This is a genomic window from Pantoea sp. JK (assembly GCF_026130245.1).
GTDB lineage: Bacteria > Pseudomonadota > Gammaproteobacteria > Enterobacterales > Enterobacteriaceae > Pantoea > Pantoea trifolii.
The window spans coordinates 212,780-239,035 of sequence record NZ_JAINFN010000009.1; the positions used below are offsets into that span (position 1 = coordinate 212,780).

At 59.2% G+C, this 26,256-nt stretch carries 19 protein-coding genes and 1 riboswitch; of the genes, 15 read left to right on the top strand and 4 right to left on the bottom strand.

All coding sequences use genetic code 11. The annotated features are described in order from the left end of the window. Window positions 1-112 precede the first annotated feature (112 nt). The 5 genes from PanJK_RS19185 (at window position 113) to PanJK_RS19205 (ending at window position 5,802) form a co-directional block, all read left to right on the top strand. On the top strand, window positions 113-1,648 hold the full coding sequence (locus PanJK_RS19185; protein ID WP_265302087.1) for an ABC transporter substrate-binding protein: 1,536 nt from the start codon (window positions 113-115) through the stop codon (window positions 1,646-1,648). A gap of 18 nt (window positions 1,649-1,666) precedes the next feature. Continuing rightward, window positions 1,667-2,587, top strand: coding sequence for an ABC transporter permease (locus tag PanJK_RS19190; RefSeq protein ID WP_265302089.1), 921 nt, complete (start codon window positions 1,667-1,669; stop codon window positions 2,585-2,587). Next, entirely contained in the window at window positions 2,587-3,453 is an 867-nt protein-coding gene (locus PanJK_RS19195; protein ID WP_256698505.1) for an ABC transporter permease, read from the top strand. The genes PanJK_RS19190 and PanJK_RS19195 overlap by 1 nt, the downstream gene beginning before the upstream one ends. Beyond that, entirely contained in the window at window positions 3,450-4,394 is a 945-nt protein-coding gene (locus PanJK_RS19200; protein WP_265302091.1) for an ROK family protein, read from the top strand. Before PanJK_RS19195 ends, PanJK_RS19200 begins: the two co-directional genes overlap by 4 nt. A 184-nt stretch (window positions 4,395-4,578) precedes the next feature. Beyond that, entirely contained in the window at window positions 4,579-5,802 is a 1,224-nt protein-coding gene (locus PanJK_RS19205; RefSeq protein ID WP_265302093.1) for an MFS transporter, read from the top strand. A gap of 44 nt (window positions 5,803-5,846) precedes the next feature. On the opposite strand, the gene PanJK_RS19210 is transcribed toward PanJK_RS19205, so the two are convergent. Then, window positions 5,847-6,722, bottom strand: coding sequence for a LysR family transcriptional regulator (locus tag PanJK_RS19210; protein WP_265302095.1), 876 nt, complete (start codon window positions 6,720-6,722; stop codon window positions 5,847-5,849). Window positions 6,723-6,845: 123 nt separating this feature from the next. On the opposite strand from PanJK_RS19210, the gene PanJK_RS19215 reads away from it, so the two are divergent. Next, entirely contained in the window at window positions 6,846-7,571 is a 726-nt protein-coding gene (locus PanJK_RS19215) for a pirin family protein (protein WP_265302097.1), read from the top strand. A gap of 187 nt (window positions 7,572-7,758) precedes the next feature. Next, a complete protein-coding gene (locus PanJK_RS19220; protein ID WP_265302100.1) occupies window positions 7,759-9,072 on the top strand; it encodes an MFS transporter in 1,314 nt (437 codons plus the stop codon). Window positions 9,073-9,166: 94 nt separating this feature from the next. On the opposite strand, the gene PanJK_RS19225 is transcribed toward PanJK_RS19220, so the two are convergent. Beyond that, complete coding sequence (locus PanJK_RS19225; protein WP_265302102.1) at window positions 9,167-9,604, bottom strand: 6,7-dimethyl-8-ribityllumazine synthase; 438 nt, start codon at window positions 9,602-9,604, stop codon at window positions 9,167-9,169. 175 nt (window positions 9,605-9,779) lie between these two features. Beyond that, a riboswitch (TPP riboswitch) is annotated at window positions 9,780-9,899 on the top strand. Between the two features lie 129 nt (window positions 9,900-10,028). On the opposite strand from PanJK_RS19225, the gene PanJK_RS19230 reads away from it, so the two are divergent. From PanJK_RS19230 to fepB, 8 genes are all read left to right on the top strand, one after another. Further along, the gene (locus PanJK_RS19230) at window positions 10,029-10,973 is read left to right on the top strand and encodes an FAD-dependent oxidoreductase (protein ID WP_265302103.1); all 945 of its coding nucleotides are present in this window, start codon (window positions 10,029-10,031) and stop codon (window positions 10,971-10,973) included. Further along, window positions 10,957-11,154, top strand: a complete 198-nt coding sequence (thiS, locus tag PanJK_RS19235; protein ID WP_265302105.1) for a sulfur carrier protein ThiS — start codon at window positions 10,957-10,959, stop codon at window positions 11,152-11,154. Before PanJK_RS19230 ends, thiS begins: the two co-directional genes overlap by 17 nt. Before the next feature lie 3 nt (window positions 11,155-11,157). Next, on the top strand, window positions 11,158-11,916 hold the full coding sequence (locus PanJK_RS19240; protein WP_008110718.1) for a thiazole synthase: 759 nt from the start codon (window positions 11,158-11,160) through the stop codon (window positions 11,914-11,916). A gap of 11 nt (window positions 11,917-11,927) precedes the next feature. Further along, the gene (locus PanJK_RS19245) at window positions 11,928-12,893 is read left to right on the top strand and encodes a HesA/MoeB/ThiF family protein (RefSeq protein WP_265302120.1); all 966 of its coding nucleotides are present in this window, start codon (window positions 11,928-11,930) and stop codon (window positions 12,891-12,893) included. Beyond that, window positions 12,890-13,606, top strand: coding sequence for an ABC transporter ATP-binding protein (locus PanJK_RS19250; RefSeq protein ID WP_265302122.1), 717 nt, complete (start codon window positions 12,890-12,892; stop codon window positions 13,604-13,606). The genes PanJK_RS19245 and PanJK_RS19250 overlap by 4 nt, the downstream gene beginning before the upstream one ends. Then, window positions 13,590-14,324 carry an ABC transporter permease gene (locus PanJK_RS19255; RefSeq protein ID WP_265302124.1) on the top strand — a complete coding sequence of 245 codons (735 nt, stop codon included), beginning with the start codon at window positions 13,590-13,592 and terminating at the stop codon, window positions 14,322-14,324. Before PanJK_RS19250 ends, PanJK_RS19255 begins: the two co-directional genes overlap by 17 nt. 9 nt (window positions 14,325-14,333) lie before the next feature. Beyond that, window positions 14,334-15,263 (top strand): ABC transporter substrate-binding protein, encoded by a 930-nt coding sequence (locus PanJK_RS19260; protein ID WP_265302127.1) that lies wholly within the window; start codon window positions 14,334-14,336, stop codon window positions 15,261-15,263. 191 nt (window positions 15,264-15,454) lie between these two features. Next, on the top strand, window positions 15,455-16,405 hold the full coding sequence (gene fepB, locus PanJK_RS19265; protein ID WP_256698517.1) for a Fe2+-enterobactin ABC transporter substrate-binding protein: 951 nt from the start codon (window positions 15,455-15,457) through the stop codon (window positions 16,403-16,405). Here the strand turns inward: fepB and entS are convergent. After that, window positions 16,402-17,664 carry an enterobactin transporter EntS gene (entS, locus tag PanJK_RS19270; protein ID WP_256698518.1) on the bottom strand — a complete coding sequence of 421 codons (1,263 nt, stop codon included), beginning with the start codon at window positions 17,662-17,664 and terminating at the stop codon, window positions 16,402-16,404. The two genes, fepB and entS, sit on opposite strands and share 4 nt — an antisense overlap. A gap of 145 nt (window positions 17,665-17,809) precedes the next feature. Then, window positions 17,810-26,212, bottom strand: a complete 8,403-nt coding sequence (locus PanJK_RS19275; RefSeq protein WP_265302130.1) for an amino acid adenylation domain-containing protein — start codon at window positions 26,210-26,212, stop codon at window positions 17,810-17,812. Window positions 26,213-26,256 lie beyond the last annotated feature (44 nt).

The window sequence follows — 26,256 nt, forward strand, 5'->3', positions numbered from 1 at the left end:
ATCTGATTATAAGTAAATTATATGAACCAACCTATTGGCTTTTGTTTAGCGAGTGTGGCTTATATAGCGTGGATATTTCACCGATCGTTTCAATGATTCATTGAGGGTCTTCATGGAAAGCAAACACAAGCATTTCAAGGTACTGACGCTGGCCGGTTGTTTAATTGCGTCGATGGCAAGCGCCTCCGTATTTGCCAGCCAACTGGTGATCATGCAAAACGAACCACCGCGCAGCATGGACCCCGGCAACCAAACCGCGACCTTTACCGGCACGGTGCTGGACCCGATGTACGAAGGCCTGACGCGTCTCGGTGATGACGGAAAAATCATTCCGGCGCTGGCTTTATCCTGGACATCCGATGACAGCGGACTTAACTGGACCTTCACCCTGCGGCCCAATGTGAAATTCCACGACGGCACGCCATTTAATGCCGATGCGGTGGTAGAAAACTTCCAGCGTCATTTAAATTCGCAGCGCGGTTTAGCCGGTAGCGGGAAAATTCGTACCTTCATTCAGGACGTGAAGAAAAAAGACGATCTCACTGTCACGTTTCAGCTAAAAAAAATTAACCCGGCCTTTTTAATTGTTTTAGCCTCCGGTCCGGGATTAATGGTGAGTCCAACGGCGGATAAAGCGGGCAGTATTAACAATAAAGCCGACGGCACCGGTCCTTATAAACTGGTACAGTACAAATCCGGCGAATATGTGCTTGAACAAAAGAATCCCGACTATTGGGGGAAATCTTCCGGTCCGGATGAAATTAAATGGACGTGGAGCAGCGAGCCTTCAGTGATGAATATGGCGCTGCAATCGGGGCAGGTCGATATTATTAACCCGGTGCCGCCGCAGTTTGCTGGCATGTTGAAAAACAACGCTAACGTTAATCTCAAACAGTCGCCGGGTGCGGCGGTGTTCTGGGTCGATCTCAACACCCAAAGCAAAGCGCTGAGTGATGTGCGCGTACGTCAGGCGCTGAATCTCGCCACCGACCAGCAGGCGCTGGTGAAAGCCATCATGTTTGGTTATGCACAACCGGCGAACTCCGCGCTGGCACCGGTCGATCCGAACTACGACAAAGCGCTGCATGACTATCCGTATGATCTGCAAAAAGCCAAAGATCTGCTGAAAGCGGCGGGCTACGCCGACGGTTTCCCAATGTCGATCGCGGTGCAGGCTCCAGATGCGCGTACCGCACAAGTGCTGCAGGGCATGTGGAGCAAAATCGGCGTGAAACTCAACGTGCGCCAGATGGAGAGCGGCGTGTGGACCAAAGCGGCGTTTGCCGATGGCAAAGAGAAAGCTGCGCAGAGCACCGATGCGGTGCTGGCGTCCTGGTCTTCTGGTTTGTATGGTTCGGATCTGCAGCTGCGTCCGCTCTATCACACCAGTAGCTTTGCGCCGGGCGGGGCCAATCTCGGCTTCTTTAGCGACAAGCAAACCGATGATCTGATCGACACCGCTGCATCGACGCTCGACGATGCTAAACGCAAAGATCTCTACTTCCAGGCGCAAAAACAGATCAGCGGATTAGCGCCGCAGGTGCTGTTGTTCTATCAGGATGATCTCTATGCCGCACGTAAAAATATCAGCGGCGTAGTGATGCAGCCCGGCGGACAAATCGTCGTACGCGACGCGGTGAAGCAATAACCCAATGGTTGATGTGATATGAAAGCGTACGTCGCAAAAAAGGTGCTTTCGCTGCCGTTAATCATTTTCGGCGTGTCGATTATCGTGTTTATCGCCATCCGCGCGCTGCCGGGCGATCCGGCGCGGCTGATGGCGGGACCAGAAGCGCCGCAGGAAGCGGTGGACCATATGCGCGTGCGGCTGGGGCTGGATCTGCCGCTGCCGCTGCAATATGTCAAATTCGCGGCGGAAGCGCTGCACGGCAACCTTGGCTTGTCGTTGCAGTCGCAGCGTCCGGTGATGACCGAGATCAGCGAGCGGTTGCCGTACACCTTATCGCTGGCTGCACTGGCGTATCTGTTGGCGATTGCGATTGGTGTGCCGGCAGGCATGACCGGCGCCATCTATCGCCAGCGCATTCCCGATCAAATTGTGATGGTGCTGACCATTGCCGGTGCGTCGATTGCCAACTTCTGGCTGGCGCTGCTGGCGATGAATTACTTCGCCGTTGAGCTGGGCTGGTTACCGCTGTTAGGTGCTGATTCGTGGAAAAACTACATCATGCCTACTGTCACGCTGGCGATTTTGCCGATGGCGATGATTGCGCGCATGACGCGTTCCAGCATGCTGGATGTGCTGAGCCAGGATTACATCCGCACCGCCAAAGCCAAGGGATTATCCTCTGCCAGCATTAACTGGAAGCACGCGCTGCGTAATGCGCTGATCCCGATTGTGACCATCGTGGCGCTCAACTTCGGCAGCCTGATTGGCGGCGCGGTGGTGACCGAATCGGTGTTCAACTGGCCTGGCATTGGCCGCTTGTTGGTGGATTCGGTGCGCTACCGCGATTATCCGGTGATTCAGGGCGTGACGTTGGTGGCGGTTACCGGCGTGGTGCTGATGAATCTGGTCGGCGAAATCCTGATTGGCCTGCTCAATCCAAAAATAAGGTTCGACTGATGAACAGCATTGAAACTTCTGTGCTGCCGCCGCGTTCGCGCAGCCGTCACCTGCTCAGCATCCTGATAGCCAATCCCTCCATTGCCATCGGCGGTGCGCTGGTGCTGCTGGTGGTGCTCGCCGCCGCACTGGCTCCGCTGATTACGCATTGGGATCCGGTGGAGCAGGATTTGCTTAATACCTTGCAAGCGCCGTCGGCCGCACACTGGTTTGGCACCGACGATTATGGCCGCGACATTTTCTCGCGGGTGATTTTCGGCGCGCGCATTACGTTGTTTGAAGTGAGCTTGAGCGTAGCAATTTCAATGGTTATCGGCATTCCGCTTGGCATCATTTCTGGCTTAGCCGGACGCAAAATTGATGCGCTGATCATGTGGGTGATGGATATCATCTTCGCCTTTCCCGGCATCGTGCTGGCGATTTTGATTGTTAGCGTGCTCGGCGAAGGACTGACCAATATGCTGATCGCCATCTCGTTGTTCTCGATTCCTGTCTATGCGCGTTTGAGCCGTAACCTGACGCTGGGCCTGAAGAACATGGAGTACATCGAAGCGGCGCACATGCTCGGCGTGCGCTATCCGCGCATCATTACCCACTACATTCTGCGTAATTCAATTGGTCCGCTGATTGTGCAATCGACGCTGACGGCGGGCGCGGTGGTGTTGTCTGCCGCCAGCCTGTCATTCCTCGGTTTAGGCGTGCAGCCACCGATGCCGGAGTGGGGCACCATGATGAGCGATGGGCGCAACTTCCTCGGCCTGAATATTTATGTGTCACTCTTCCCCGGATTGGCGATTTTGATTACCGTGCTGGGCTTCAATGTGCTGGGCGACGGTTTGCGCGATGTGATGGATAAACGTTTATGAGTAAACAATCTGCGGTGATTTGCCTCGATCTGGGCGGCTCTTTTATTAAGTTAGGCGTGATGAATGCGCAGGGTGAATTAACTCTTCTCGATCAGCAAAAAATCCCGGCGGCAAGCTGGGACGAGTTCACCGCGCTGGTGAGCCGTATGATTGCCCAACATCACCTGCATTTTACTACCAGCAGTCCGGTGGCGATCTCTACCGCCGGCATTGTGGCACCCGATTCCGGCGAGATGTTTGCCAGCAATATTCCCGCGTTTCATCAGCGCAGTTTGGCGAACGAGCTGGGCGCGCTGCTGCAACGCGAGGTGATTGTGCATAACGATGCCGACTGTTTCACGCTGGCGGAAGCGCTGGCGGGCGCGGGCAAAGGACACAAAGTGGTATTTGGCGCGATTCTCGGTTCGGGCGTTGGTGGCGGATTGGTGGCGGATGGCCGCATCATCACCGGGCAGAACGGTTTGACCGGCGAATGGGGACATGGGCCGATCACGCTAACCGAAGTGAAGATCGATGGCGTCACGCGTCGATTGCCGCGCAAGGCTTGTCCGTGCGGCCAAAAAGGCTGTCTCGACAGCTACGGTGGCGCACGTGGGCTGGAAAATCTGCATCAAACGCTGCATGACCGCACGGCAAGCAGCGTAGAAATCATTGAACGCTGGCAGCGGCAGGAGGCGCAGGCGCAGCAAACCATTCAGGCATGGCTGCAAATTGTCGGGCAGCCGCTGGCTTACAGCATCAACATCACCGGCGCGTCAGTCGTGGCGGTTGGCGGCGGATTGGCATCGGTGGCTCCGTTGATCGCGGCATTAGATGAGGTGGTGCAGGGCTACGTGCTGCGCCGCACCGCGCATCGCTTAGTGGTGCCAGGCGAGTTCGCGCATCACGGCGGCATGATGGGCGCGGCCCTGTTGGCGCGTGATTTAACCAGGCGCGCATAAACGCACCAATCCTTGTAGGGTCGCCATTCATGGCGACCTCTGCCAAAGCGCTGCCGCACCGTAACGCCAACCCTTCACCCATATTTGCGCTATCATATGCCGCTCACTCTTCTCAGTCCTGACGATGATTGTTTCAGGCAATCACGATCCTGACTGAGTTCTTCACTTGCGGTTCGGAAAACTCATGTCATCAGTACAACCCCAACTTACTCAGCTGCCGGATGAGGCATCGCTGCCGCGTCAGAGCGTGCTAAAAGCCTTGTTCGCGCTCGGCACCGGCGGCTTTGCCATTGGTACCGGCGAATTCGTCATCATGGGCCTGCTGCCCGATGCAGCCAAAGGCCTCAACGTATCGATCCCCTCAGCCGGGCATCTCATCAGTATCTATGCGCTTGGCGTGGTGATTGGTGCGCCGCTGCTGGCAGTGCTGGGCGCACGCGCCTCACGCCGTAATTTCCTGATGACGCTGATGGGCCTGTTTGCCGCCGGTAACCTGCTGAGCGCCATTGCGCCGGGTTACTACTCAATGCTGCTGGCGCGTTTCCTCGCCGGTTTCCCGCACGGCACTTTCTTTGGCGTGGCGGCGTTGGTCGCAGCCGGTTTGGTGGAACGGCGCAAACGCGCGCAAGCGGTATCGATGGTGCTGTTTGGCCTGACCATCGCCAACTTACTCGGCGTGCCCGCCGTGACGGCGATCGGCCAATGGTTTGGCTGGCGCGATGCCTTCGCCATTGTCGGCGGTCTGGCGTTGGTGACCTTACTGCTGATTTGGTTGTGGGTGCCAAACGTGGCGGGCGACAAAAATGCCAGCCCGCTGCGCGAATTGTCGGCGCTGACGCGCAAACAGGTATTGCTGACGCTGGCGATTGGCGCGGTAGGCAGCGGCGGTTTGTTCTCGGTGTTTAGCTACGTGAAACCGACCATGACCGAACTGGCGCAGATGCCGGTAAGCTGGATTCCGGCGGTGCTGGCGCTGTTTGGTTTGGGCATGATCATCGGCAACATCGCCGGTGGTCGTCTGGCCGATCGCGGCATTGAAAAGACCATCCGCATTTTGCTGATCTGGTCATTTCTGGTGCTCAGCGCCTTCGTGTTTGCTGCACACTATGCGCTGGCAGGTGCCATCAACGTGATGCTGGTGGGCACCATGGTGGCGCTAGCAGCGGTGCTGCAGATCCGTTTGATGGATGTCGCCGGTGATGCCCAAACCATGGCGGCGGCGATGAACCATTCGGCGTTTAACCTCGCCAACGCACTGGGCGCGTGGCTGGGCGGCGTGACCATTTCAGCGGGTTTAGGATGGCAATCCACCGGTTGGGTAGGCGCGATTCTCGCGGTGCTGGGGCTGCTGATTCATGCGGTGGCGATGCGCGATGCACGCCGTCAATCGATTACCTTTGCGCACTAAAGCCATTAACACGTTAAGGTCGCCATGGATGGCGACCCAACAAATCACGCCAACTTCTGCTGCAAAAATGCCATAAACACCCGATTGATCTCACTGCGTTGGCGATGCTGCGGATAGAGCGCATTGAGATGCAGCGAGGTCGGTTGCCACTCTTCTAACACCGTCACCAGCTCACCGCTTGCCAGCGCCGGTGCCACGATAAACTCCGGCAACAGAATCAGCCCCAATCCGGCCACCGCCGCGTCACGTAACATTTCCCCGTTATTACTCACCATCGGCCCATGCACGCTAATCACTTTGCGCTGGTCGCCGTTAAACAGTTCCCAGCCGGTTTGGCTTTCGCGTCCGTAGCGTAAACACAAATGCTCGCTCAATTCTTCTGGCGTACGCGGCGCGCCTGCGCCTTGCAGGTATGATGGGCTGCCGCAAATCACGCGGCGAAACTCGCCCAGCCGCTTAGCGATCAGGCTCGAATCGGGCAGCGTACCGATGCGGATCGCCATATCAAATCCTTCGCCGACCATATCGACATGCCGATCCGCCAGCTCAACCTGAAACTGCAAGCCCGGATGCAGGCTAAGAAACTCGGCAATAAACGGCGACAGATGGCTGATGCCAAACGACATCGGCACGCTCAGGCGGAAGCTGCCTTGCAGCACATGCCGACGCCCCGATACCGCCAGTTCGGCTTCCTGCACATCATCCAAAATGCGCTGCGCGTGCTGCGAAAACAGCTGACCGTTATCGGTCACCGACAATTTACGTGTGTTGCGATTCAGCAGCCGCGCGCCGAGCGACTCCTCCAGCGCGGCGATGCGGCGACTGACATACTGCTTCGACAGCATCAGCTGTTCAGCGGCGGCGGTGAAGTTACCGGCTTTGATCACGGCTACATAAATGCGGAGATCTTCAATCTGCATATTGTCCACTTATCGGTGACAGTCATTGTCATTATGACGCATTGTTAGGCAAATCAGTTTACGTATACTTATCTGCAACGGGAAGGGCAATCGCCCCCCAACAGCAAATTTGAGGAGCAGACCATGATTGAACAACGCCTGTCAGAACAACGCGGAGTGGGTGACCACGGTTGGTTGAATTCGCATCATACGTTCTCTTTCGCCAGTTATTGGGATCCAAAACAAACCGGCTTCTCAGACTTGCTGGTGATCAATGATGACCGCGTTGCACCGGGTCGCGGCTTTGGTGCGCATCCGCACAACAACATGGAGATCATCTCCTATGTGCTGGAAGGCGCGCTGGAGCATAAAGATTCCATGGGCACCGGTTCGGTGATTGTGCCGGGTGATGTGCAGCTGATGAGCGCCGGTAGCGGCGTTACGCACAGCGAGTTTAACCACTCAAAAACCGACAATGTGCACTTCCTGCAGATCTGGATCGTGCCTGGCGAACGCAATTCGCCTCCGGGTTATCAGCAGATTTCGGTGGCGGAAAGTGACAAACGCGGTCAGCTGCGTCTGATTATTTCGCCGGAAGGGGAAAACGGATCGCTTAGCGTGCGTCAGGATATCCGCATTTATGCCGGACTGTTTGACGGTGTCGAGCAGCAAACCCTCGCGCTGGATGCTGATCGCTACGCCTACATTCACGTAGCACGCGGCAGCATCGAAGTGAACGGCGTGAAGTTCAAAGAAGGCGACGGCGCACGTGTACGCAACGAAAGCGCGCTGCAGTTTGCTAACGGCGAAGATGCGGAAGTGCTGGTGTTTGATTTGCGTCCGCTGGAAGTGAATCATCCGCAGCGTTAATGTTTAAAAAGCGGTCAAAGAGCAGTGCGAGCCATCGCGCTGCTTTTTTTTATGCGCGATCACAGCGGTTGTAACAATTTTTCTTAACATTAATTGCAGTGATTAAGATCGCAATAATTATTTCCATACTCTCTTTAATAGTTAGCCAATGAACCTAAGCATCACGGCTTAACATGGAGAGGGCAGCATGCAAGAAAAAATCCCCGGAACGCGCTGGTATCGCGTCATCGCCCCGATTCTCATCACCTGCATTGTCTCATTCATGGATCGCGTCAATATCAGCTTTGCGCTGCCTGGCGGTATGGATCAGGATTTGGCGATCACCAGCCAAATGGCTGGCGTAGTAAGCGGTATCTTCTTTATTGGTTATCTGTTTTTACAGGTGCCGGGCGGACGTATCGCGGTGAATGGCAGCGGCAAACGCTTTATCGCCTGGTCGTTGGTAGCGTGGATGGTGGTGTCGATCGCCACCGGTTTTGTCACCAATCACTATCAGCTGCTGGCGCTGCGTTTTGTGCTGGGGATTTCCGAAGGCGGCATGCTGCCGGTGGTGTTAACCATGGTCAGCAACTGGTTCCCGGAAAAAGAGCTGGGTCGCGCCAACGCCTTTGTCATGATGTTCGCGCCGTTAGGTGGCATGTTTACTGCGCCGATATCGGGTTACATCATCAATGTGCTGGACTGGCGCTGGCTGTTCATAATCGAAGGCCTGCTTTCAGCGGTGGTGCTGCTGGTGTGGTGGCTGGTGATCGCCGATCGTCCTGAAGAGGCGCGCTGGTTACCGGCGCGAGAAAAGGAGTATTTGCTGCGCGAACTGGCGCGCGAAAAGGCTCAGCATCTGCAAAAGGAACCGGTCAGCAAAGCGCCGTTGAAAGCGGTGTTTCGCAACTCGGGCCTGATGAAGTTAGTGGCGCTCAACTTCTTCTATCAAACCGGCGATTACGGTTACACGCTGTGGCTGCCGAGTATCCTGAAAAATCTCACCGGTACCAACATGGCGGGCGTTGGTCTGCTGGCGGCGATTCCTTTTGTCGCGACGGTACTCGGCATCTACGCTATTTCGTGGTTAAGCGATCGCACCGGCAAGCGCCGTTTGTGGGTGATGGTGTCGCTGTTCTGTTTTGCCACTGCCTTGCTGGCATCGGTGGTGCTGCATAATAACGTTGTCGCCGCCTATATCGCGCTGGTGGTGTGCGGCTTCTTCCTCAAAGCGGCAACCAGCCCGTTCTGGTCGATTCCCGGACGTATCGCTGCGCCGGAAGTGGCGGGTAGCGCGCGTGGCGTGATCAATGGCTTGGGTAATCTGGGTGGATTCTGCGGACCGTACTTAGTCGGGATCATGACGTTGCTGTATAGCCAAAATGTGGCGATTTGCTGGCTGGCGGGTTCACTGGTGATTGCGGGAATCTTTACGCTGTTACTGCCGAAAGCGTGCGATATCAATCCATCTGAAACGCGCCGACATATGAAAAGTAATCATTTGATGAGTTTGAAACATTAAGTGAAGCGAGGCTGGCACTATTCTGAATATTAATAGTAGAAAGTCAGATTAAATAAAAAGGGAGCGCCTGATGAGGTGCTCCCTTTTTAATGCATTAATCAATCGACAGATTGTGAATAGCCAGCGCAGCGCGCGCGGCTTCTTCACCTTTCTTAATGAAATGCTCGGTATAGAAGTTTTCGATAACATCAACCGGCTGGAAATTATGCGGCGTTAATGACACGGAGAACACCGGCACGTTGGTGGTCAGCTGCACATTCATCAAGCCATCAACCACCGCAGCGGCAACGAAATCATGACGATAGATACCGCCGTCAACCACCAGCGCCGCGCAGACAATCGCATCGTATTTACCGGTTTCAGCCAGACGCTTAGCCAGCAGCGGCATTTCAAATGCGCCAGGCACTTCCAGCACTTTTAATTCTGCTTCTACGGATTGATCGGCTAATTCTTTTTCAAATCCCACCAGGGCATTATGGACAATTTCTTTGTGCCAGCCGGCTTTAATAAATGCAATTTTAATATTCTTCATGGATATTCCGACATCACCTGTAATTGGTTCTTGCGCATAAAATAATGTGTTTGTATACCATATGTTACGTTTGTGATCCACAAAGCCCAGGTAGCGATAAATGCCTTGCTGCTTGTTTCCCTGTAAATCGTCTGGTTATTCCGCGCTTGACGGCGACCATCGCCTGCAATACAAATAGACGCGTCGGGGGAGTCTCGCCAAAGAGACTGAGAGGCTAATAGCGCACTGCGCGGCTTAGCGACCCTTTGAACCTGACCCAGTTGATACTGGCGTAGGAAGACTGACAGTCTTGTTCATTGGGCTGTCTGGCGCTCAGGCTAGCTTGATGGTTGCGCCATTTCCCTTCTCCTGTATCTGCGGGTCTCAGCTAACACTGAGAGGCCGATGTGAATTCCCCCTTTTTGAACATCCCGGAACCGGCGCTGTGAGCCGCTGGAGCGTGCTCGGCTGCGGCGTGGCGGGCTTGTGCGTGGCTACGTTGCTGGCGGAACGCGGCGAAGACGTCGAAGTGATTGGCGATGACGCGCGCCGCCCGGCATCGTGGTTTGCTGGCGGCATGCTGGCACCCTGGTGTGAAGCCGAAAGTGCGCCGCGCGACGTCATCACCCTTGGACAACACGCCACCGCATGGTGGCAACAGCGCGTCAGCAGCGTAAAGCATCAGGGCACGTTGGTGGTTGCGCCGCCGCGCGATAGCCAGGAACTCAACCGTTTCGCCCGTATGACCGAGCAGCACCAATGGGTCGATCCTGCCGACATCGAACCGGCGCTGGAAGGGCGCTTTGCACGCGGTCTGTTTTTCGCCGGGGAAGCGCATCTCGATCCGCGTCTGGCGTTGCAGGAGATGCGTGATGCGCTGATCGCGCGCGGTGTGCAATTCAACAATCATGCGCCGAGCGGCCAGATTATCGATTGTCGCGGCATTCACGCCGCGCCGGAATTGCCGCGCCTGCGTGCGGTGCGCGGCGAAATGCTAATTCTGCACAGCGAAGACGTGCAGTTTTCCCGCCCGATTCGTCTGCTGCATCCGCGTTTTCCCTGCTATTTGGTGCCGCGACGCGGCGGCCACTTTATGCTCGGCGCCACCATGATCGAGAGCGACGACGCCAGCGCCATCAGCACGCGCGCCATGATGGAGTTGCTCAGCGCCGCCTACGCCATTCATCCGGCTTTAGCCGAAGCGCGCGTCATTGAGAGCGGCAGCGGGCTGCGTCCGGCTTATCCGGCGAATCTGCCGGAAATCCACTATCACAACCACACCTTTTATCTCAACGGCATGTATCGCCACGGTTTTCTGCTGGCACCGATGCTGGCAGAGCAGCTGATGCAGCGTCTTTCTGGGGAACTTAAAAATGAACATTCAGCTTAACGGCCGCATCATCAACACGCAGGCAAACAGCCTGAGCGAATTGCTGATCGAGCAGCAAATTGACGCGGCCTGCGTCGCCACCGCCTACAACGGTGCGTTTGTGCCAAAAAGCCAGTACCACACGCAGTTGCTGGATGAAGGTTGCCAGCTCGAAGTGCTGTCACCGATGCAGGGAGGTTAAGCGATGTTTTACGATTTTGACCCGCAATCGCGCTTCCTGCTCGGCACCGCCGGTTATCCTTCGCCCGCCATTTTGCAGCAGGCGATTGCCGCCTCCGGCACCGACATCATCACCGTCAGTTTACGGCGCGAAGGCGCGGCGGGCGCGGCTTTCCGTGAATTGCTGACCGGCCTCAACATCCGCGTGTTACCGAATACCGCCGGTTGTCACACGGTGAAAGAAGCCGTCACCACCGCGCACATGGCGCGCGAACTGTTCAACACCGCGTGGATCAAGCTGGAAGTGATTGGTCATGCCGACACGCTGCAGCCCGATCCTTTCGCGCTGGTGGAAGCCGCGCGCATCCTCAGCGCAGAGGGTTTTCAGGTGTTTCCTTACACCACTGAAGATCTGATCGTCGGCGAAAAACTGCTGGCGGCGGGCTGCGAACTGTTGATGCCGTGGGGCGCGCCGATTGGTTCCGGCCAGGGTTTACGTAACATCGACGGCCTGCGTGCCATGCGCGCGTGGTTCAGCGACATTCCGCTGATCATAGATGCCGGCATTGGCGCGCCGTCGCAGGCGGCGCAGGCGATGGAGATGGGCTTTGATGGCATTCTGCTCAACACCGCCGTCGCCAAAGCGGGCGATCCGATCGGCATGGCCAACGCCTTCCGTCTGGCGATTGAAGCCGGGCAAGCCGCTCGCGCTGCCGGACTGATGGAGAAGCGCGATATGGCCGCTGCGTCCACGCCGATTTTTGGCCTGGCAAATCTGAGTTGAGGCAGGCAAATATGCAACGTTATCAACGCCAGATGATGCTGGCGGAAATCGGCGAAGCAGGGCAGCAGAAGCTGCTCGACGCGCGCGTGCTGGTGGCGGGCGCGGGTGGATTAGGTGCCACGCTACTGCCGCAGCTGGTGGGTGCGGGCATCGGCCATATTCGGCTGTATGACGACGATGTGGTGGCGCTGCATAACCTGCATCGGCAAACGCTGTTTACTGAGCAGGATATCGACCAGCCCAAAGTGCTGCGCGCGCAGCAGGCATTGCAGCAACGCAATCCGCAAGTGCAGATTGAGGCGCTGCAGCAGTCACTGAGCGCCAGCAACGTGCAGCAGGCGTTGGCGGGATGCGATCTGGTGATCGACGCCGCCGATAACTTTGCCGTCACCTACCAACTTTCGGATGCTTGCATGAAGGCGGGCATGCCGCTGATCAGCGCCTCGGTGCTGGGACGGCAAGGTTACGTCGGCGGATTCTGTGGCGGCGCGCCGAGCTACCGCGCCGTGTTCCCGCGTTTGCCGTCATCGGCGGCGAACTGCAACACCGCGGGCGTGATGGGCCCAGCGGTGGCGACGCTTGGCGCGATGCAGGCGCAGATGGCGCTCAGCGTGCTGCTGGAATTGCAGCCATCACCGCTCGGTTGTCTGGTGAACTGCGACTTCGTGAACTGGCATTTTTGCCCGTTCCGCTTTGATGATGCGGAAGAGCCGGAACATGCAGTGCCGTTTATCGACCCGTCAATGCTTGCCGCCGATGACTGCATTGTCGAGTTGCGCAGTTGTGAGGAAGCGCCGGTCAGCGTGGCGGATGGCGTTGAGCGCATCTTGCCGCAGGCGATCGCGGCGTGGCAGCCGCCCGCCCAGCAGCGCATCGTGCTGGTGTGCGCCAGCGGCATCCGCGCCGCGCAGGCCGCTAGCGCGCTGGCGCAGCGCGGATTTCTTCAGCTGGCGATTCTGGCGGCCAATCGCCCATGAATCAGGACATTTTCTTCAACGATGTGAGTTTTAGCTGGGGCGATAAACCGCTGTGTCAGCGGCTGAATTTGCAACTGCGCGGCGGCAAAACCACGGTAATGCTGGGACGCAGCGGCATCGGCAAAAGTACGCTGTTGCGGCTGGTGGCCGGATTACTCCAGCCGCAGCAGGGCGCGGTGCAGGGCTTAAGCGGCAATGTAGCGTGGATGGGCCAGCAGGATCTGCTTTATCCGTGGCTGAACGTGCTCGACAACGTGATGCTGTCGGCGCGGCTCAGCGGCGAAAAGCCGGATCGTCCGCGCGCGCTGGCGCTGCTGGAGCAGGTGAAACTCAGTGACGTAGCGCATGCGCCGTCGCAGCAACTTTCGGGCGGCATGCGGCAACGCGTGGCGCTGGCACGCACGCTCTATGCGCAGCGCGACGTTGTGCTGATGGATGAACCTTTCGCCACGCTGGATGTGATGACCAAACTCAGCCTGCAAACGCTGACTGCCGAATTACTGCAAGGCAAAACCGTGCTGCTGGTGACGCACGATCCGCTGGAAGCGTGCCGCATGGCCGATGACATTCTGCTGCTGCAAGGCCAGCCGCTGGCCATCGAAAGCTGGCCGGTTCCCGGCGGTGACGCGCCGCGTGCGTTTGATCATCCCGACGTGCTGCAGGCGCAGGCTCAACTCTTCTCCCGACTGAATACCCATGAAAACACTGTTTAGCGCGATTTACCTGATCGTGGTGCTGCTGTGCGGTTGGCTGCTGGCGGGTCACAGCGGCGTGCCAACCTTCCTGCTGCCCGCGCCGCAGGCAGTGCTTGAAGCGCTGTGGTTGCATCGTCAACTGCTGTGGCATCACGCGCTCTATACGCTGGCGGAAATTGTGCTGGCGCTGCTGCTGGGCATCGGCGCGGGCGTGACGTTGGCGGTGCTGATGGCGGCCAGTCCGCTGCTGCGTCGCGTGCTGTTTCCGCTGGTCACCGCCAGCCAGGCAATTCCGGTGTTTGCCCTCGCGCCGCTGCTGGTGCTGTGGCTCGGCTTTGGTATCGCCTCGAAAGTAGTGGTGGCGGCCTTGATCCTGTTCTTCCCGCTGTGCTTATCGCTGTTCGATGGGCTGTGCCGCACGCCCAGCGGCTGGCTGGAACTGGCGCAAACCAGCACGTCATCGCGCTTCCGCATCTTCTGGCGCGTGCGCTGGCCCGCCGCGTTACCGCAATTTTTCTCCGGCCTGCAGATGGCGGTGGTGCTGGCGCCGATTGGCGTGGTGATTGGTGAATGGGTCGGCGCCAGCGAAGGGCTTGGCTATCTGATGATGCAATCCAACGCGCGCCTGGAAACCGCCACCAGCTTCGCAGCATTGCTGCTGTTACTGATTCTGGCGCTGCTGCTTTCGGGCAGCGTGGCGCTGATGCGTAAGAAACTCCTCTGGCAATCTACATAAGGAAGTACCGTGAATACCCTACGAATCGCATTGACCGCGTTGCTGCTGCTGGCGACCGCTAACGTCCAGGCGGCGGAGAAAGTTCGTCTGCTGCTCGACTGGTTTATTAACCCCAACCACGCGGCGATTTTTGCTGCCCAGCACAGCGGCGCGTTTAAGAAAGAGGGGCTGGATGTGGAGATGATCGCGCCGGCCGATTCCGCGTCGGTGCCGTTGCTGCTGGCGGCGGGTAAAATCGATCTCGCCATCAGCTACCAGCCGCAGCTCTACACGCTGGTGGATAAAGAGGTGCCGGTGATCCGCGTCGGCACGTTGATTAATCAGCCGCTGAATACGCTGACCACGGTGTCAGGCGATATCCACTCGCTGAAAGATTTCGCGGGCAAAACCATCGGTTATGCGGTGCCGGGCACCGAAGATGTGGCGATTCGCAATATGCTGAAATCACAGGGCGTTGATGCTGACTCGGTGAAGCTTATCAACCTGAATATGGATGGCACCTCCGCGCTCCTTACGCACAAGATTGATGGCGCGATGACCATCTTCCGCAACTACGAGCTGCTGGACCTGAAAGACAAAGGTGCCAAGCCAACGGTGTTTAAACCGGAAGATTATGGCGTGCCTGCTTATGATGAGCTGATCATTGTGGCAAACCAGAAAACTGCCGCGCAGGATAGACGCATTCCGGCGTTTTTAAGTGGTCTGGATGCCGGTGTGGCGTGGCTGCGTGCACATCCGCAGGAAGCGTGGCAGGCGTTTATTAAGCAATATCCCGAGCTGAATACGCCGCTCAATCACGAGGCGTGGCAGGCAACGCTGCCGTATTTCGCCGCGCACAGTGCGGAGTTTGATCAGGCGCGCTATCAGGCGTTTGGTGAATATATGAAGGCCAATGGCGTGATTAAAGTTGTGGCACCTATGGCGCGATATTCGTTGTAGGTTGGTGCGTTGTCCCTCACCCCAACCCTCTCCCGCGCGCGGGAGAGGGAGCTGACCGCGCCCACCTCCACATTCCCTCTCCCGCCTGCGGGAGAGGGCCAGGGTGAGGGAAACCACGCACAATTCCCTTGCACCCGCACTTATTTTTGATAATGATATTTATTCTCAACTATCAAGTGATGGACAACCTGATGCGTTTCCCCGCTCTTTCTCTGCTACTTAGCCTGTTTTTCATTTGCACCCATGTACATGCCGACGCCGCCTGGCCGCGCACTCTCGCCACACCTAAAGGCCCGTTCACTCTCCAACAGCCGCCGCAGCGTATTGTCTCTACCAGCGTGACGTTGAGTGGCACTTTGCTGGCGATTAACGCGCCGCTGGTGGGATCCGGGGCTACCAGTCGCAGCAGCAGCGTGTCGGATGCGCAGGGTTTTTTCACGCAATGGAGCGCAGTGGCAAAAGCGCGACAGGTTAAGCCGCTCTATATCTCGCAGCCGAATGCCGAAGCGATTGCCGCCGAAGCGCCAGATTTGATCGTGATGGCTGCCACCGGCGGCGATTCGGCGCTACGCTTGTACGATCAGCTGCAAACCATCGCTCCGGTGTTAGTGATCGACTACGGCGACAAGAGCTGGCAGGCATTGACCTTGCAGCTGGGCGAGATTACCGGCCATGAAGCCGATGCTAAAAAGGTGATTGCAGCGTTCGACCAACGGGTAGACGCGGTGCGTCACAAGATCACGCTGCCGCCGCAGCCGACCTCTGCGCTGGTCTATTACGAAGATGGACGCGGAATGAACTTGTGGACGCCAGCATCGGCGCAGGGCGAGCTGTTGCAGGATTTGGGCTTCACGCTGGCCGCGCCGCCCGCCAGTTTTCAGGGCAGCACCAGCATGGGCAAGCGCAATGACATTATTCAGCTGAACGGCGAAAACATGGCCGATGGTATTACCGGCAACACGCTGTTACTGTTCGCCGCCGATGAAAAAACCGTGCCGCAGGTGGCGAAGAATCCGTTCCTCGCCCATCTGCCTGCAGTACAGCAGCACGACATCTTTGCCGTAGGTAACGACACCTTCCGCCTCGATTACTACAGCGCCAGCAATATGCTCAGCAGCATCGAGCGGCAGTTTAGCCGTTAAGCATCGGCGGTGGCGGGTTGTGGCGCGTCCGGTTGTTCACCGAGGCGCGCCGAGCGCAGACCGCGCGCCGCCAGCGACAGCAGCACCAGCAATCCCGCCGCCAATCCGCCAAACCACAGTACGCTGCTCAGCGGTGCCAGCGCGCGAGCCAGCGCACCTAAACCTAATGCACCAACGGAATCGCCGGTGACATCCTGCGCGGTACCGAGGCTGTTGACGCGTCCCAGCAGCGCATCCGGCGTGTGATGCTGCGTCAGCATAAACTGCAACAGCGAGGCGATGGCGTTGCTGTAGCCGTAACACACCAGCGCCAGCAGCGCGGGCAGAAGATGGCTAAAAAGGCCGAGCGAGGCGATGCAGGCAAACGCCAGCAGCGCACAGCCAATCAGCACGAATCCCGGACGCGCCAACTGCCGCACCCAGCCGCTGGTAAAGGCACCGATCATCGCGCCCAGCGGCACCGCCGAGTACATCAATCCTAATGCGGACGCATCGGCGTGATAGGTCAGCGCCAGCGCCGGGAACAGAATACGCACCGCGCCAACCATGCTGAGCAGCAAGCCAACCAGCACTACCGCGCCAACCACTTTATGCTGGCAGACAAACTGCATGCCGCTTGCCAGCGCACGCAGCGGATGCTCCGGTTCCTGCTGTTCGGGCTTCATCGACGGTAAACGCACCAGCGGAATCAGCGTCGCCAGCGTGCCCATCGCGGCGACCGCAAAGGCCCAGCCGACACCTGCCGCGACGATGATCATACCGCCGAGCGCGGGTGACAAAATCGCGCCGAGGCGCACCGTTAGCATGCTGAGCGCACCGGCTTCTGCCAGATGTTCACGTCCAACGATTAATGGGATCACCGCCATCAGCGCAGTCATGCCGAGCGCGCCAAAGAAGCCATCCCAAAAGGCGAGGAAGTAGAGCGCCAGTAACGACGGCGCTGGGCTGAAGGCGTTGAGGCTGAGCAGCACAAAGCCGATGCCGCAGGTGCCGCGTGCGAACAGGATTAGCTTGCGGCGATCGTAGCGATCGGCCAGCACGCCGCCGAGCAGCAGGCCGATAAACATGCCGATGCCGTCGAGCATGACCGCCACGCCGACCTGCAGCGTGGATCCGGTCATCGCCTGAATTTGCACCGGCACGCCAACCGCCAGCATGCCAAGGGCGAATACCGAGAGCATGCGCGCGCAGAATATCGCGCGGAACGATGCGTTGTTTTTGAGCAAACTGAAATCTAAGAATATCGAGGGCTTAGCCATGATTCTCCAGTGTATGTGAACGAGGTCGCCATTAATGGCGACCCTACGGTGCGCGGTTGTTGCCGGTCGCCATAAATGGCGACCCTACGGTGCGCGGTTGTTGCCGGTCGCCATAAATGGCGACCCTACAAAAACGTATCTAACCTCAACCCGCCAAAAAACGATTAATCAACGGTCCCAACACCTTCAACGAATCCGCCGAAAGAATATCGGCGTGCTCGCAATCCAGCGGGAAGATGGTTAATTCATCAACGAACGGTGCCCAACTGGCGCGCACATCCATATCCGGCGGCAGGGTTTTCTCAGCCATAAACAGCGTGGCGTTGCCGGCGTAACGCGGGGTGCGCGCTTCGGTGAGGCGCGCGACCGCGTCTTTGTAGTTGGCGACGATGGTGTTAAACATTGCCGCCTTCTCCTCACGCAGCAGCGGATCGCGCTCATCCTCGGTCGCAGCCATAAACTCGGCCTGCTCGCGCGCCACTTCCTGTTCCGCTTCGTCGGCATCTGGCGTGCGCCAGTCCTGACCTTCTGCCGGATAGGTATCCAACAGGCCAAGGAATGCCACCGTTTCACCCTGCGCCTGCAAACGTGCCGCGATGCCTTGCGCCAGCGTGCCGCCGAGTGAATAGCCGAGCAGGAAATAAGGGCCGCTCGGCTGCTGCTGGCGAATCGCCTGCAGATGGTGATCGCACATCGCTTCCACGCTGTGACACGCGGCAATCACGCCATGTGGACGCGGCGATTGCAGGCCGACAATCGGGAAGTCGCCGTCGAGATAATGCAGCAGGGCGCTGTACTGCCAGGCGAAGCCGGATGCCGGATGGATGCAGAACAGCGTCGGGCCGTGACCAGCGCGCAGCGGCAGCAGTTCGCCGTTACCACCGCTTTCACTGTTGGCACCGCCGTCGAGCAGCGCCGCCAGTTTCTCCACGCTGCGCGCGGCGATGATCTGCCCAACGCTGAGCGGCGGCACCTCACGACGACGCAGTTCTGCCGCCAGACGCATTGCCAGCAGCGAATGACCACCGAGCGCGAAGAAATCGTCATCGGCAAATACGCTGTCGCAACCGAGCAGCTGCTGGAACAGATCCGCCAGCAGACGCTCGTTGGCGCTGTGCGGCAGGCGACCGCTGCGCGCGCTGAGCTGCGGCATCGGCAGCGCTTTACGATCCAGCTTGCCGTTGGCGCTGAGTGGCAGATGGTCGAGCAGCAGATAGCTGACCGGCTGCATATGCGCCGGCAGACGTTCACCCAGCTGCTGCTTCACCGTTTCGATATCCAGCGCTGCGCCCGCTTCGGCCACCAGCCAGCCGAGCAGCTGACGGTTATCGACGCCCGGCGTGGCGTGCTGCGTCAGCGCGCGCGCCGCGACCACTGCCTGCGCCACGCCCGGCAGCGCCACTAACGCCTGTTCGATTTCACCTGGCTCGATACGCTGTCCGCGCATCTTCAGCTGATCGTCGCTGCGGCCGAGATACTCCACCGCACCGTCGGCGCGCCAGCTGGCGATATCACCGGTGCGATACATGCGCTCGCCCTCGGCAAACGGCGCGGCGACAAAGCGCTGTGACGTGAGGTCGGCGCGATGCAAATAGCCATCGGCCAGCTGCACGCCGCTGAGATAGAGATCGCCTGGCACGCCAACTGGCACCGGACGCAGCAGGCTATCGAGAATATGCAGCTGCGTGTTCCACACTGGACGGCCAATCGGCACGCCCGGCCCGTTGAGGCCGTCCAGCGCGCTGCCGCTGGCCGGTTGCCAGGTGACATCGACTGCGGCTTCGGTTGGGCCATACAGATTGTGCAGCGGCGCGGCGATCACCTTCTGATAGCTGCGCGCCAGGTCGCACGCCAGCGCTTCACCGCTGCAGAATACGCGGCGCAGCGTTGGGCAAGCCCGATCGGTTTGCGCGGCAAGATGGCCGACAAAGGCCGCCAGCATTGAGGGAACGAAGTGCAGGGTGGTCACGCGATAATCGTCGATCAGCTGCCACAGCGCCTGCGGATCGCGGTGCGCTTCCGGCGGAGCCATCATCAGCTGCGCGCCGGTCATCAGCGGCCAGAAGAATTCCCACACCGAAACATCAAAGCTGCACGGTGTCTTCTGCAATACCACGTCGTCAGCGCGCAGCGGATAGCAGGCCTGCATCCAGCGCAGGCGGTTGACGATGGCGCGTTGATTCACCACCACGCCTTTCGGTTTACCGGTTGAGCCCGAGGTATAAAGCACGTAAGCCGGGCTATTAGCATCCGCCTGCGGCAAAGCGTGGCGCGGCTGAATGTGTTCACTGGCTAAGCCATCAAACATCATCAGCGTGCCAAACGTGGCGAAGCGGGTTTCCAGCGCAGATTCGGTGATCAGCACCCACGGCCGCGCATCTTCTACCATGTAAGCCAGACGTTCATCGGGATAACCGATATCCAGCGGTAAATAGGCCGCACCTGCCTGCAGGATGGCGGTGAGCGCGATGCTGAGACGCACCGAGCGCGGCAGCGCCACGGCAACGATATCGCCCGGCATCACGCCCGCTTCAATCAAGCGATCCGCCAGCAGCATGGCCTGACGCTGCATTTCGCCGTAGCTCAGACGATGCTCCATATCCATCAGCGCCAGCGCGTCCGGCGTGCGCGCCGCCTGCTGGGCAATCGCCTGTTGCAGGGTTTCATTTTCCAATTGCACGCCAGTGTTGTTGACCCAGGCGAGCAGCGATTGCTCGGCCAGCGTTTGCAACTTCCACTGCGTCAGCGGCAGATCCGGCGTGCTGACCAGCTGTTGCAGCAGCAATAGCAGCCGCTCGGCCAGACGTTCCGGCTCGCTAACGCAGTCGCGATACTCCATCAGCAACGTCAGCTGTTCGCCCGGCAGCACCAGCAGCGTCAGCGGATAGTGCGTGTAACCACGGTTGTGAATCGCTTCGCAGCGCACGGCGGCGTTGGCGTCCAGCAGCGTTTGGTTGTCCGGATAGTTCTCCACCACCAGCAAGGTATCGAACAGCGTTCCGGCACCGACCAGCTGCTGGATCTCGGCGAGACCGAGGCAATCTTGCTCAATCAGCTGGATTTGCTGCGCCTGATGATCGGCGAGCTGCGCCAGCAATGGACGATGATGATCGAAGCGCAGGCGCACCGGCAGCGTGTTGCTAAACAGGCCAACGTGCTGATCGATGCCGTCAATCTGGCCAAAACGGCCAGAAACCGGCGCACCAAACACCACGTCTTGCTGGCCGCTGGCGACCGACAGCATCAAGCCCCACAATCCCTGCATCACGGTGTTCAGGGTTAAGCCGCGCGCCCGGCACAGCGCATAGAGTTCCCGCTCCAGCGTGGCATCCAGCGTAATGCGCTTTTCATTGACCGCGCTGTCGGCAGCCTGCGGATAGAGCAGCGTCGGACGCACCTCTTGCAGGCATTCCTGCCACTGCTGACGCGCTTCGTGGCTGTCGCGCTGGCTGAGCTGACGCACAATGTCGGCGTAGCTGCTGCTGTGCGCGGGCAAGGTGTGCTGGCGCAGCGCGCTGAGCAGATCGTTGAGGATCACCGGCGTTGACCAGCCATCCACCACCAGATGATGCGCGTTGAGCAGCAGCGTCCAGCGCATGCCATCGCGATGGGAGATCAACGTGGCTTGCAGCATGATCGACTGGCTAAACAGATCCTGCGCCAGCGCCTGATGTTCCAGCGCTACAAGGTCATCTTCGTCGGCTAGCTGATGCAGCGTCAGCGGCCAGTGCAATTCCGTTTCAGGTATCAGCTGCAGCGGTTGCAGGCTGAGTTCAGCATCGAAGCGCGCCGCCAGCTGCGGATGGCGTTGTAACACCGCGTCGAGCGCGGTTTGTACCGCTGCGGGGCTGATATCGCCGCTGATTGTCAGGCGGGTTAACGAGTTATAGCTGCCTTGCTGCGCGGTGGTTTGTGCGTGGAACAGCAGACCTTTTTGCAGCGGCAGCAGCGGCAGCGCATGGCTGAACGCGCCGTGACGCGCATACAACTGTTGCAGCACAGCATCATCAACGCCTTCCAGCGCCACCTCGGCGGCCACCAGCGTATTGGCGGCGTGCTGCGGCTGCTGTTGTGCCAACGTGATCAGCGCCTGTGCGGCAGCGGCCATTGCCTGATGTAATTTGGCAATCGCCTCGGCGTTGAGCACGCCTTCCGCCCAGCTCCAGTTCAGCGCCAGCTGCGCCGCATGCGGCTGCTCTTCAACGAAGACGTTGAGTTCCAGCGCGTGCTGCAGCGGCAGCGCCTCATCCTGCAGTACCGCAAAGGTGTCGCGGAACTGCTGCGCGGTGCGCTGTGGTGACCAGTCACCGCTGCGCTGCGTGAAACGTCCAAGGTAGTTGAACAGCACCTGCGGCGCGTGTTGTGCCGCCAGTTTTTCCAGCGTCACGCCGCGATGGGCATCAAGCCAGCGCAGCTGCCCGTAGCCAATACCGCGATCCGGCACCGCACGCAGCACCGCTTTCACCGCGCGTACGCACTCATTGAGCGGTGCGTGTGGATTTTCGGGTAACGGCAGCAGCAGCGGGAATTCCGCCGTCAGCCAGCCGACGGTGCGCGCCAGATCCTGCTGTGCATGCAGTTCGGCACGACCATGCGACTCCAGCGTGACGCGCTGCTGTGCGCTGCCGTTGAGTTGGCGCAATGCCATCGTCAGCAGCGTCAGCAGCAGCTCTTCGCTGGTGGCGCGATAGTGTTGCGGCAGCGTGTTGAGTAGCGCGTGGGTAGTCGAGGCATCCAGCAGCGTGCGTTGATGCTGGTGGCGATCGCTGGGCTTAATTGGTCGTTCACCGACAAGTGGCAGCGGTTCGGCCAGCATCTGTTGCCAGAACGGTAACTCCGAGGCGCGCGCCGAAAGGTTCGCCAGCAGCGCGGCCGACCAGTCATGTAGCGAGGTTTCCTCGGCGGGGATCACCAGCGGCGTGTTATTGATCAGCGCGTCACCGGCCTGTTGCAGCTCATCCAGCAATACGCGCCAGGAGACGCCATCAACAATCAGGTGATGCAGCGTCAGCACCAAACCACAGCTGATACCGTCTTGCTGTAGCAGCGTGGCGCGAAGCAGCGCGCCGTTTGCCGGATCGAGCGCCTCCGCATCTTCGCTAAACGCCTGTTCCGCTGCGCGGTCGCGATCCTGCACCTCAAGCACACGCACGCGGGCAGGGCGCGACGCCAGCGCTTCGCCAACAAACAGCTGATCGCCGCGCGTGAAGGCGTTGAGCGCCGGATGCGCCTGCGCCAGCTGATCGATCAACTGTTCCAGCTGTGCGAGCTGCAACTGCGGCGGCACCGACAGCAGCACGCCGTGCGCAAAGCGCGCATTGATGCCCGCCTGGGCGTTGAACCAGTGCAGAATCGGCAAGCCGCCAATCGCGCCCTGTTGCGCTACGCGCACGCCAGTGTGGTGCTGCGCCAGCGGCTGCAAATCCCGCGCCATGCGTGCGGCGGTGCGTTCGGCAAAGATTTCGCGTGGACGCAGCAAATAACCGGCGCGACGTGCGGCGGTGCTGAGCCCCATTGCAGAGATACTGTCGCCGCCCAGCGCGAAGAAATCATCTTCTGCACCAACGCTCTCCAGCCCCAGCAGGCTGGCAATCGCGTGGCAAATCAGCTGCTCCTGCGGCGTGCTGGCGGCGCGACTTTGACTTTGCTGCGCCTGTTGCGGTTTCGGCAGCGCCTGGCGATCAATCTTGCCGTTAACGTTGAGCGGCAACTCATCCATCACCATCAACACCGCAGGCACCATGTAATCCGGCAGCTGCGTGGCGAGCTGAGCCAGCAAACGGGCATTGAGATTGGCTTCGGCGCGCAACGCGTCATCTTGCACCGAGCAGTAACCGATCAGGCGATGCGTGGCGCCCATCACTTCGGCGATCACCACGGCGGTGCTGACTTCCGGCAGCGCCACCAGCGCGTTTTCCACTTCACCAAGTTCAACGCGGAAGCCGCGCACTTTAATCTGGTGATCGGTACGCCCAATAAACGCCAGCTGACCATCCTGCCGCCAGCGCATCAGGTCGCCGCTGCGGTACATCACATCGCCGTCGCGGAAAGGGTTAGCGACAAAGCGTCCGCTGGTGAGATCGGGACGGCGCAGATAACCGCACGCGATGCCGGTTCCGGCGATATACAGCTCGCCAGCGCAGCCAATCGGCACCTGACGCAGCTGGTTATCCAGCAGATAGACTTCGCTGTTGCCCACCGGACGACCAATTACCGGCTGCGGCGAAGCCATGACGCTGGCGCCCAGCGTATCGATGGTGTATTCCGACGGGCCGTAATAGTTGTGAATCTCCATCTGCTGCTGTTGCTGCATCAGCTTCCATAGCGTTGGCGTGGCCGCTTCACCGCCAATCATCACAAAGGAGGGACGATGGTTGTCGGCTTCCAGCAGGCCGCTGTCGATCATCTGCGAGAAGAACGACGGGGTGATATCCAGCAAGTCGACCGGCACCGCATTCATCTGCTGAATCAGGCCCCATGCATCGCGGCGCAGCTCTTCGTCGAAGATATTCAGCTCGCAGCCCATCAGCATGCAGAACAGCGGTTCCCATGAAGAATCGAACGAGAAGGAGGCGGTGTGACCGGCGCGCATGCGGCGCGGGCTGTTGGCAGTGAAGCGCGCAATCGCCGGGCCGAACAAATGCTCGCGGTGCGACAGGAACAGATTGAGCAAACCTTGATGGGTGCTCATCACGCCTTTCGGGCGGCCGGTCGAACCTGAGGTGTAGATCATGTAGGCCAGATCGTCGCCGCACAGTTGGGTGTCAGGTCGTGCGGTGGAATAATCGCTCAATACAAGCTGGTCAATGCGCAGATGCGGCAACTCAGGCATTTGCGCCAGCGTGCTGGAGTGCGTCAGCAGCAGCTTAGGCTGCGCGTCATCACACATCAGCGCCAGGCGTTCGCGTGGATAATCGAGATCGAGCGGCATATAGGCCGCGCCGCTCGCCAGCACGCCGAATATCGCCACCAGAGAATCCACTGAACGTGGAATACCAATCGCCACTACGTCGTCCGCTTGTAAACCGCGTGCGATCAGCAGGTGCGCCAGTTGCATCGCGCGATCGGCGAGCTGGCGATAGCTGAGGCTGCGCTCGGCGCACACCACCGCAGTTTGCGCGCCGTATTGCTCCGCAGCTTGCAACAGGATATCGACGATGGTGCAGGTATCGGCAGGCGGCACGATGGTGGGGCCGGTCGACCAGCGTTGCAGATCGATCTGCTCCTGCGGCGCCAGCAATGACAGCGCGCCCAGGCTCATGTTGGCATCCGCCGCGAACTGCGTGAGCAGATGGCTGATACGCTCGGCGTGACGTTGTAGCGTTTGCGCATCGTAGCGGCGCGGGTTAGCCACCAGTGTGAGCTGTAATACGCCATCGCGGAAGCCGACTTCAAACTCCAGATCGTCTACCGGGCCCATCGCCAGCGTGTGGGTTGGGGCAGCATGGCCGTCGAATTGCAGATCGTCGTGGTAAACCTTGACGTTAATCACCGGGCCATACAGCGTCTGGCTGCTGCCGACCAGGCCGAGATCGCGGCGCAGCTGTTCTGCTTCATAGCGCTGATGACGGCGCGCTTTGCGGATTTCGCCTTGCACCTGCTGCACCAGCATCGGCAACGTCATCTCATCGCTAACGGTGAAAATCAGCGGCAACACGTTGACCACCGGGCCGAGCGTGGAAATCGCCGCCGAACCCATGCGGCGCATAAACGGGAAGCCAATCGACAAACGTTGGCTGTTGCTGAAGCGGGCCAGATAAGCCACCAACAGCGCGCTGACGATATCGCCTTCGCTACTGTCGGCCAGTTGTTGTTGCTGACGCAGCGTGGCCAGTTGCGGCAGCGTGACCTGACAGCTGATCGGACGATCGCCATGATCGCTCACATTTTCGCTGGACAGCGTCAGCGTCTCTGGCAGATCCGCTGCGTAGCTTTGCCAGTGGCTAGCGGAGCGCGCATATGCAGGTGAATCCTGCCACTGCTGAATCTCTTCAATCACCGTGGTGAACGGGGTAAACGGCGAGGGCGCGGGCGTTGCTCCGGCGCAAAGGGCGGCATATATCGCCGCGACGCGTTGGGTCAGCGCTTCAAAACTGAAACCATCCACCAGCAAATGGTGATAGCGCTGATACCACAGCCAGCTGCCGTCGCCGATGCGCATCAGCGCGTGACGATAAAGCGGTTTGTCGCCGTCGGCGGGCAGCTCGGCGGCGAGATCGGCCTGCATTAGTTTGTGCGCCTGGCTGCTCGCATCGGCACGCTGGCTGAAATCGTGCCATTCCGGCGCGACCGGCGCTTGCGCATCAAACCACTGCGCCGGATTGCCATTATCGTCAAGGCCGAAGCGCGCCTGCACAGTATCGGCTTCCGCCATCGCTTGCTGAATGGCGCTGTCCAGCGCCGCCCGATTGATGTTGCCGTGCAGCACGCTGTAGTGCGCCACGGTAAATTGGTTGCGCGGCTGCGCAATGCTGTCAGCGATCCAGATGCCGGGCTGCGCCGCGACTAAAGGATAGGCCGCTGAAGGGGCCGGATTAAACGTTGCCAAAGGACAATTCCTGTCGAGAAAAACGATTAAAAAAAGAGAAAGTT

What these genes read in the sequence shown, in the direction of transcription:
- PanJK_RS19185 (WP_265302087.1), top strand. Translation starts at nt 113, where the DNA reads ATGGAAAGCAAACACAAGCATTTCAAGGTACTGACGCTGGCCGGTTGT.
- PanJK_RS19190 (WP_265302089.1), top strand. Translation starts at nt 1,667, where the DNA reads ATGAAAGCGTACGTCGCAAAAAAGGTGCTTTCGCTGCCGTTAATCATT.
- PanJK_RS19195 (WP_256698505.1), top strand. Translation starts at nt 2,587, where the DNA reads ATGAACAGCATTGAAACTTCTGTGCTGCCGCCGCGTTCGCGCAGCCGT.
- PanJK_RS19200 (WP_265302091.1), top strand. Translation starts at nt 3,450, where the DNA reads ATGAGTAAACAATCTGCGGTGATTTGCCTCGATCTGGGCGGCTCTTTT.
- PanJK_RS19205 (WP_265302093.1), top strand. Translation starts at nt 4,579, where the DNA reads ATGTCATCAGTACAACCCCAACTTACTCAGCTGCCGGATGAGGCATCG.
- PanJK_RS19210 (WP_265302095.1), bottom strand. Translation starts at nt 6,722, where the DNA reads ATGCAGATTGAAGATCTCCGCATTTATGTAGCCGTGATCAAAGCCGGT.
- PanJK_RS19215 (WP_265302097.1), top strand. Translation starts at nt 6,846, where the DNA reads ATGATTGAACAACGCCTGTCAGAACAACGCGGAGTGGGTGACCACGGT.
- PanJK_RS19220 (WP_265302100.1), top strand. Translation starts at nt 7,759, where the DNA reads ATGCAAGAAAAAATCCCCGGAACGCGCTGGTATCGCGTCATCGCCCCG.
- PanJK_RS19225 (WP_265302102.1), bottom strand. Translation starts at nt 9,604, where the DNA reads ATGAAGAATATTAAAATTGCATTTATTAAAGCCGGCTGGCACAAAGAA.
- thiS (WP_265302105.1), top strand. Translation starts at nt 10,957, where the DNA reads ATGAACATTCAGCTTAACGGCCGCATCATCAACACGCAGGCAAACAGC.
- PanJK_RS19240 (WP_008110718.1), top strand. Translation starts at nt 11,158, where the DNA reads ATGTTTTACGATTTTGACCCGCAATCGCGCTTCCTGCTCGGCACCGCC.
- PanJK_RS19245 (WP_265302120.1), top strand. Translation starts at nt 11,928, where the DNA reads ATGCAACGTTATCAACGCCAGATGATGCTGGCGGAAATCGGCGAAGCA.
- PanJK_RS19250 (WP_265302122.1), top strand. Translation starts at nt 12,890, where the DNA reads ATGAATCAGGACATTTTCTTCAACGATGTGAGTTTTAGCTGGGGCGAT.
- PanJK_RS19255 (WP_265302124.1), top strand. Translation starts at nt 13,590, where the DNA reads ATGAAAACACTGTTTAGCGCGATTTACCTGATCGTGGTGCTGCTGTGC.
- fepB (WP_256698517.1), top strand. Translation starts at nt 15,455, where the DNA reads ATGCGTTTCCCCGCTCTTTCTCTGCTACTTAGCCTGTTTTTCATTTGC.
- entS (WP_256698518.1), bottom strand. Translation starts at nt 17,664, where the DNA reads ATGGCTAAGCCCTCGATATTCTTAGATTTCAGTTTGCTCAAAAACAAC.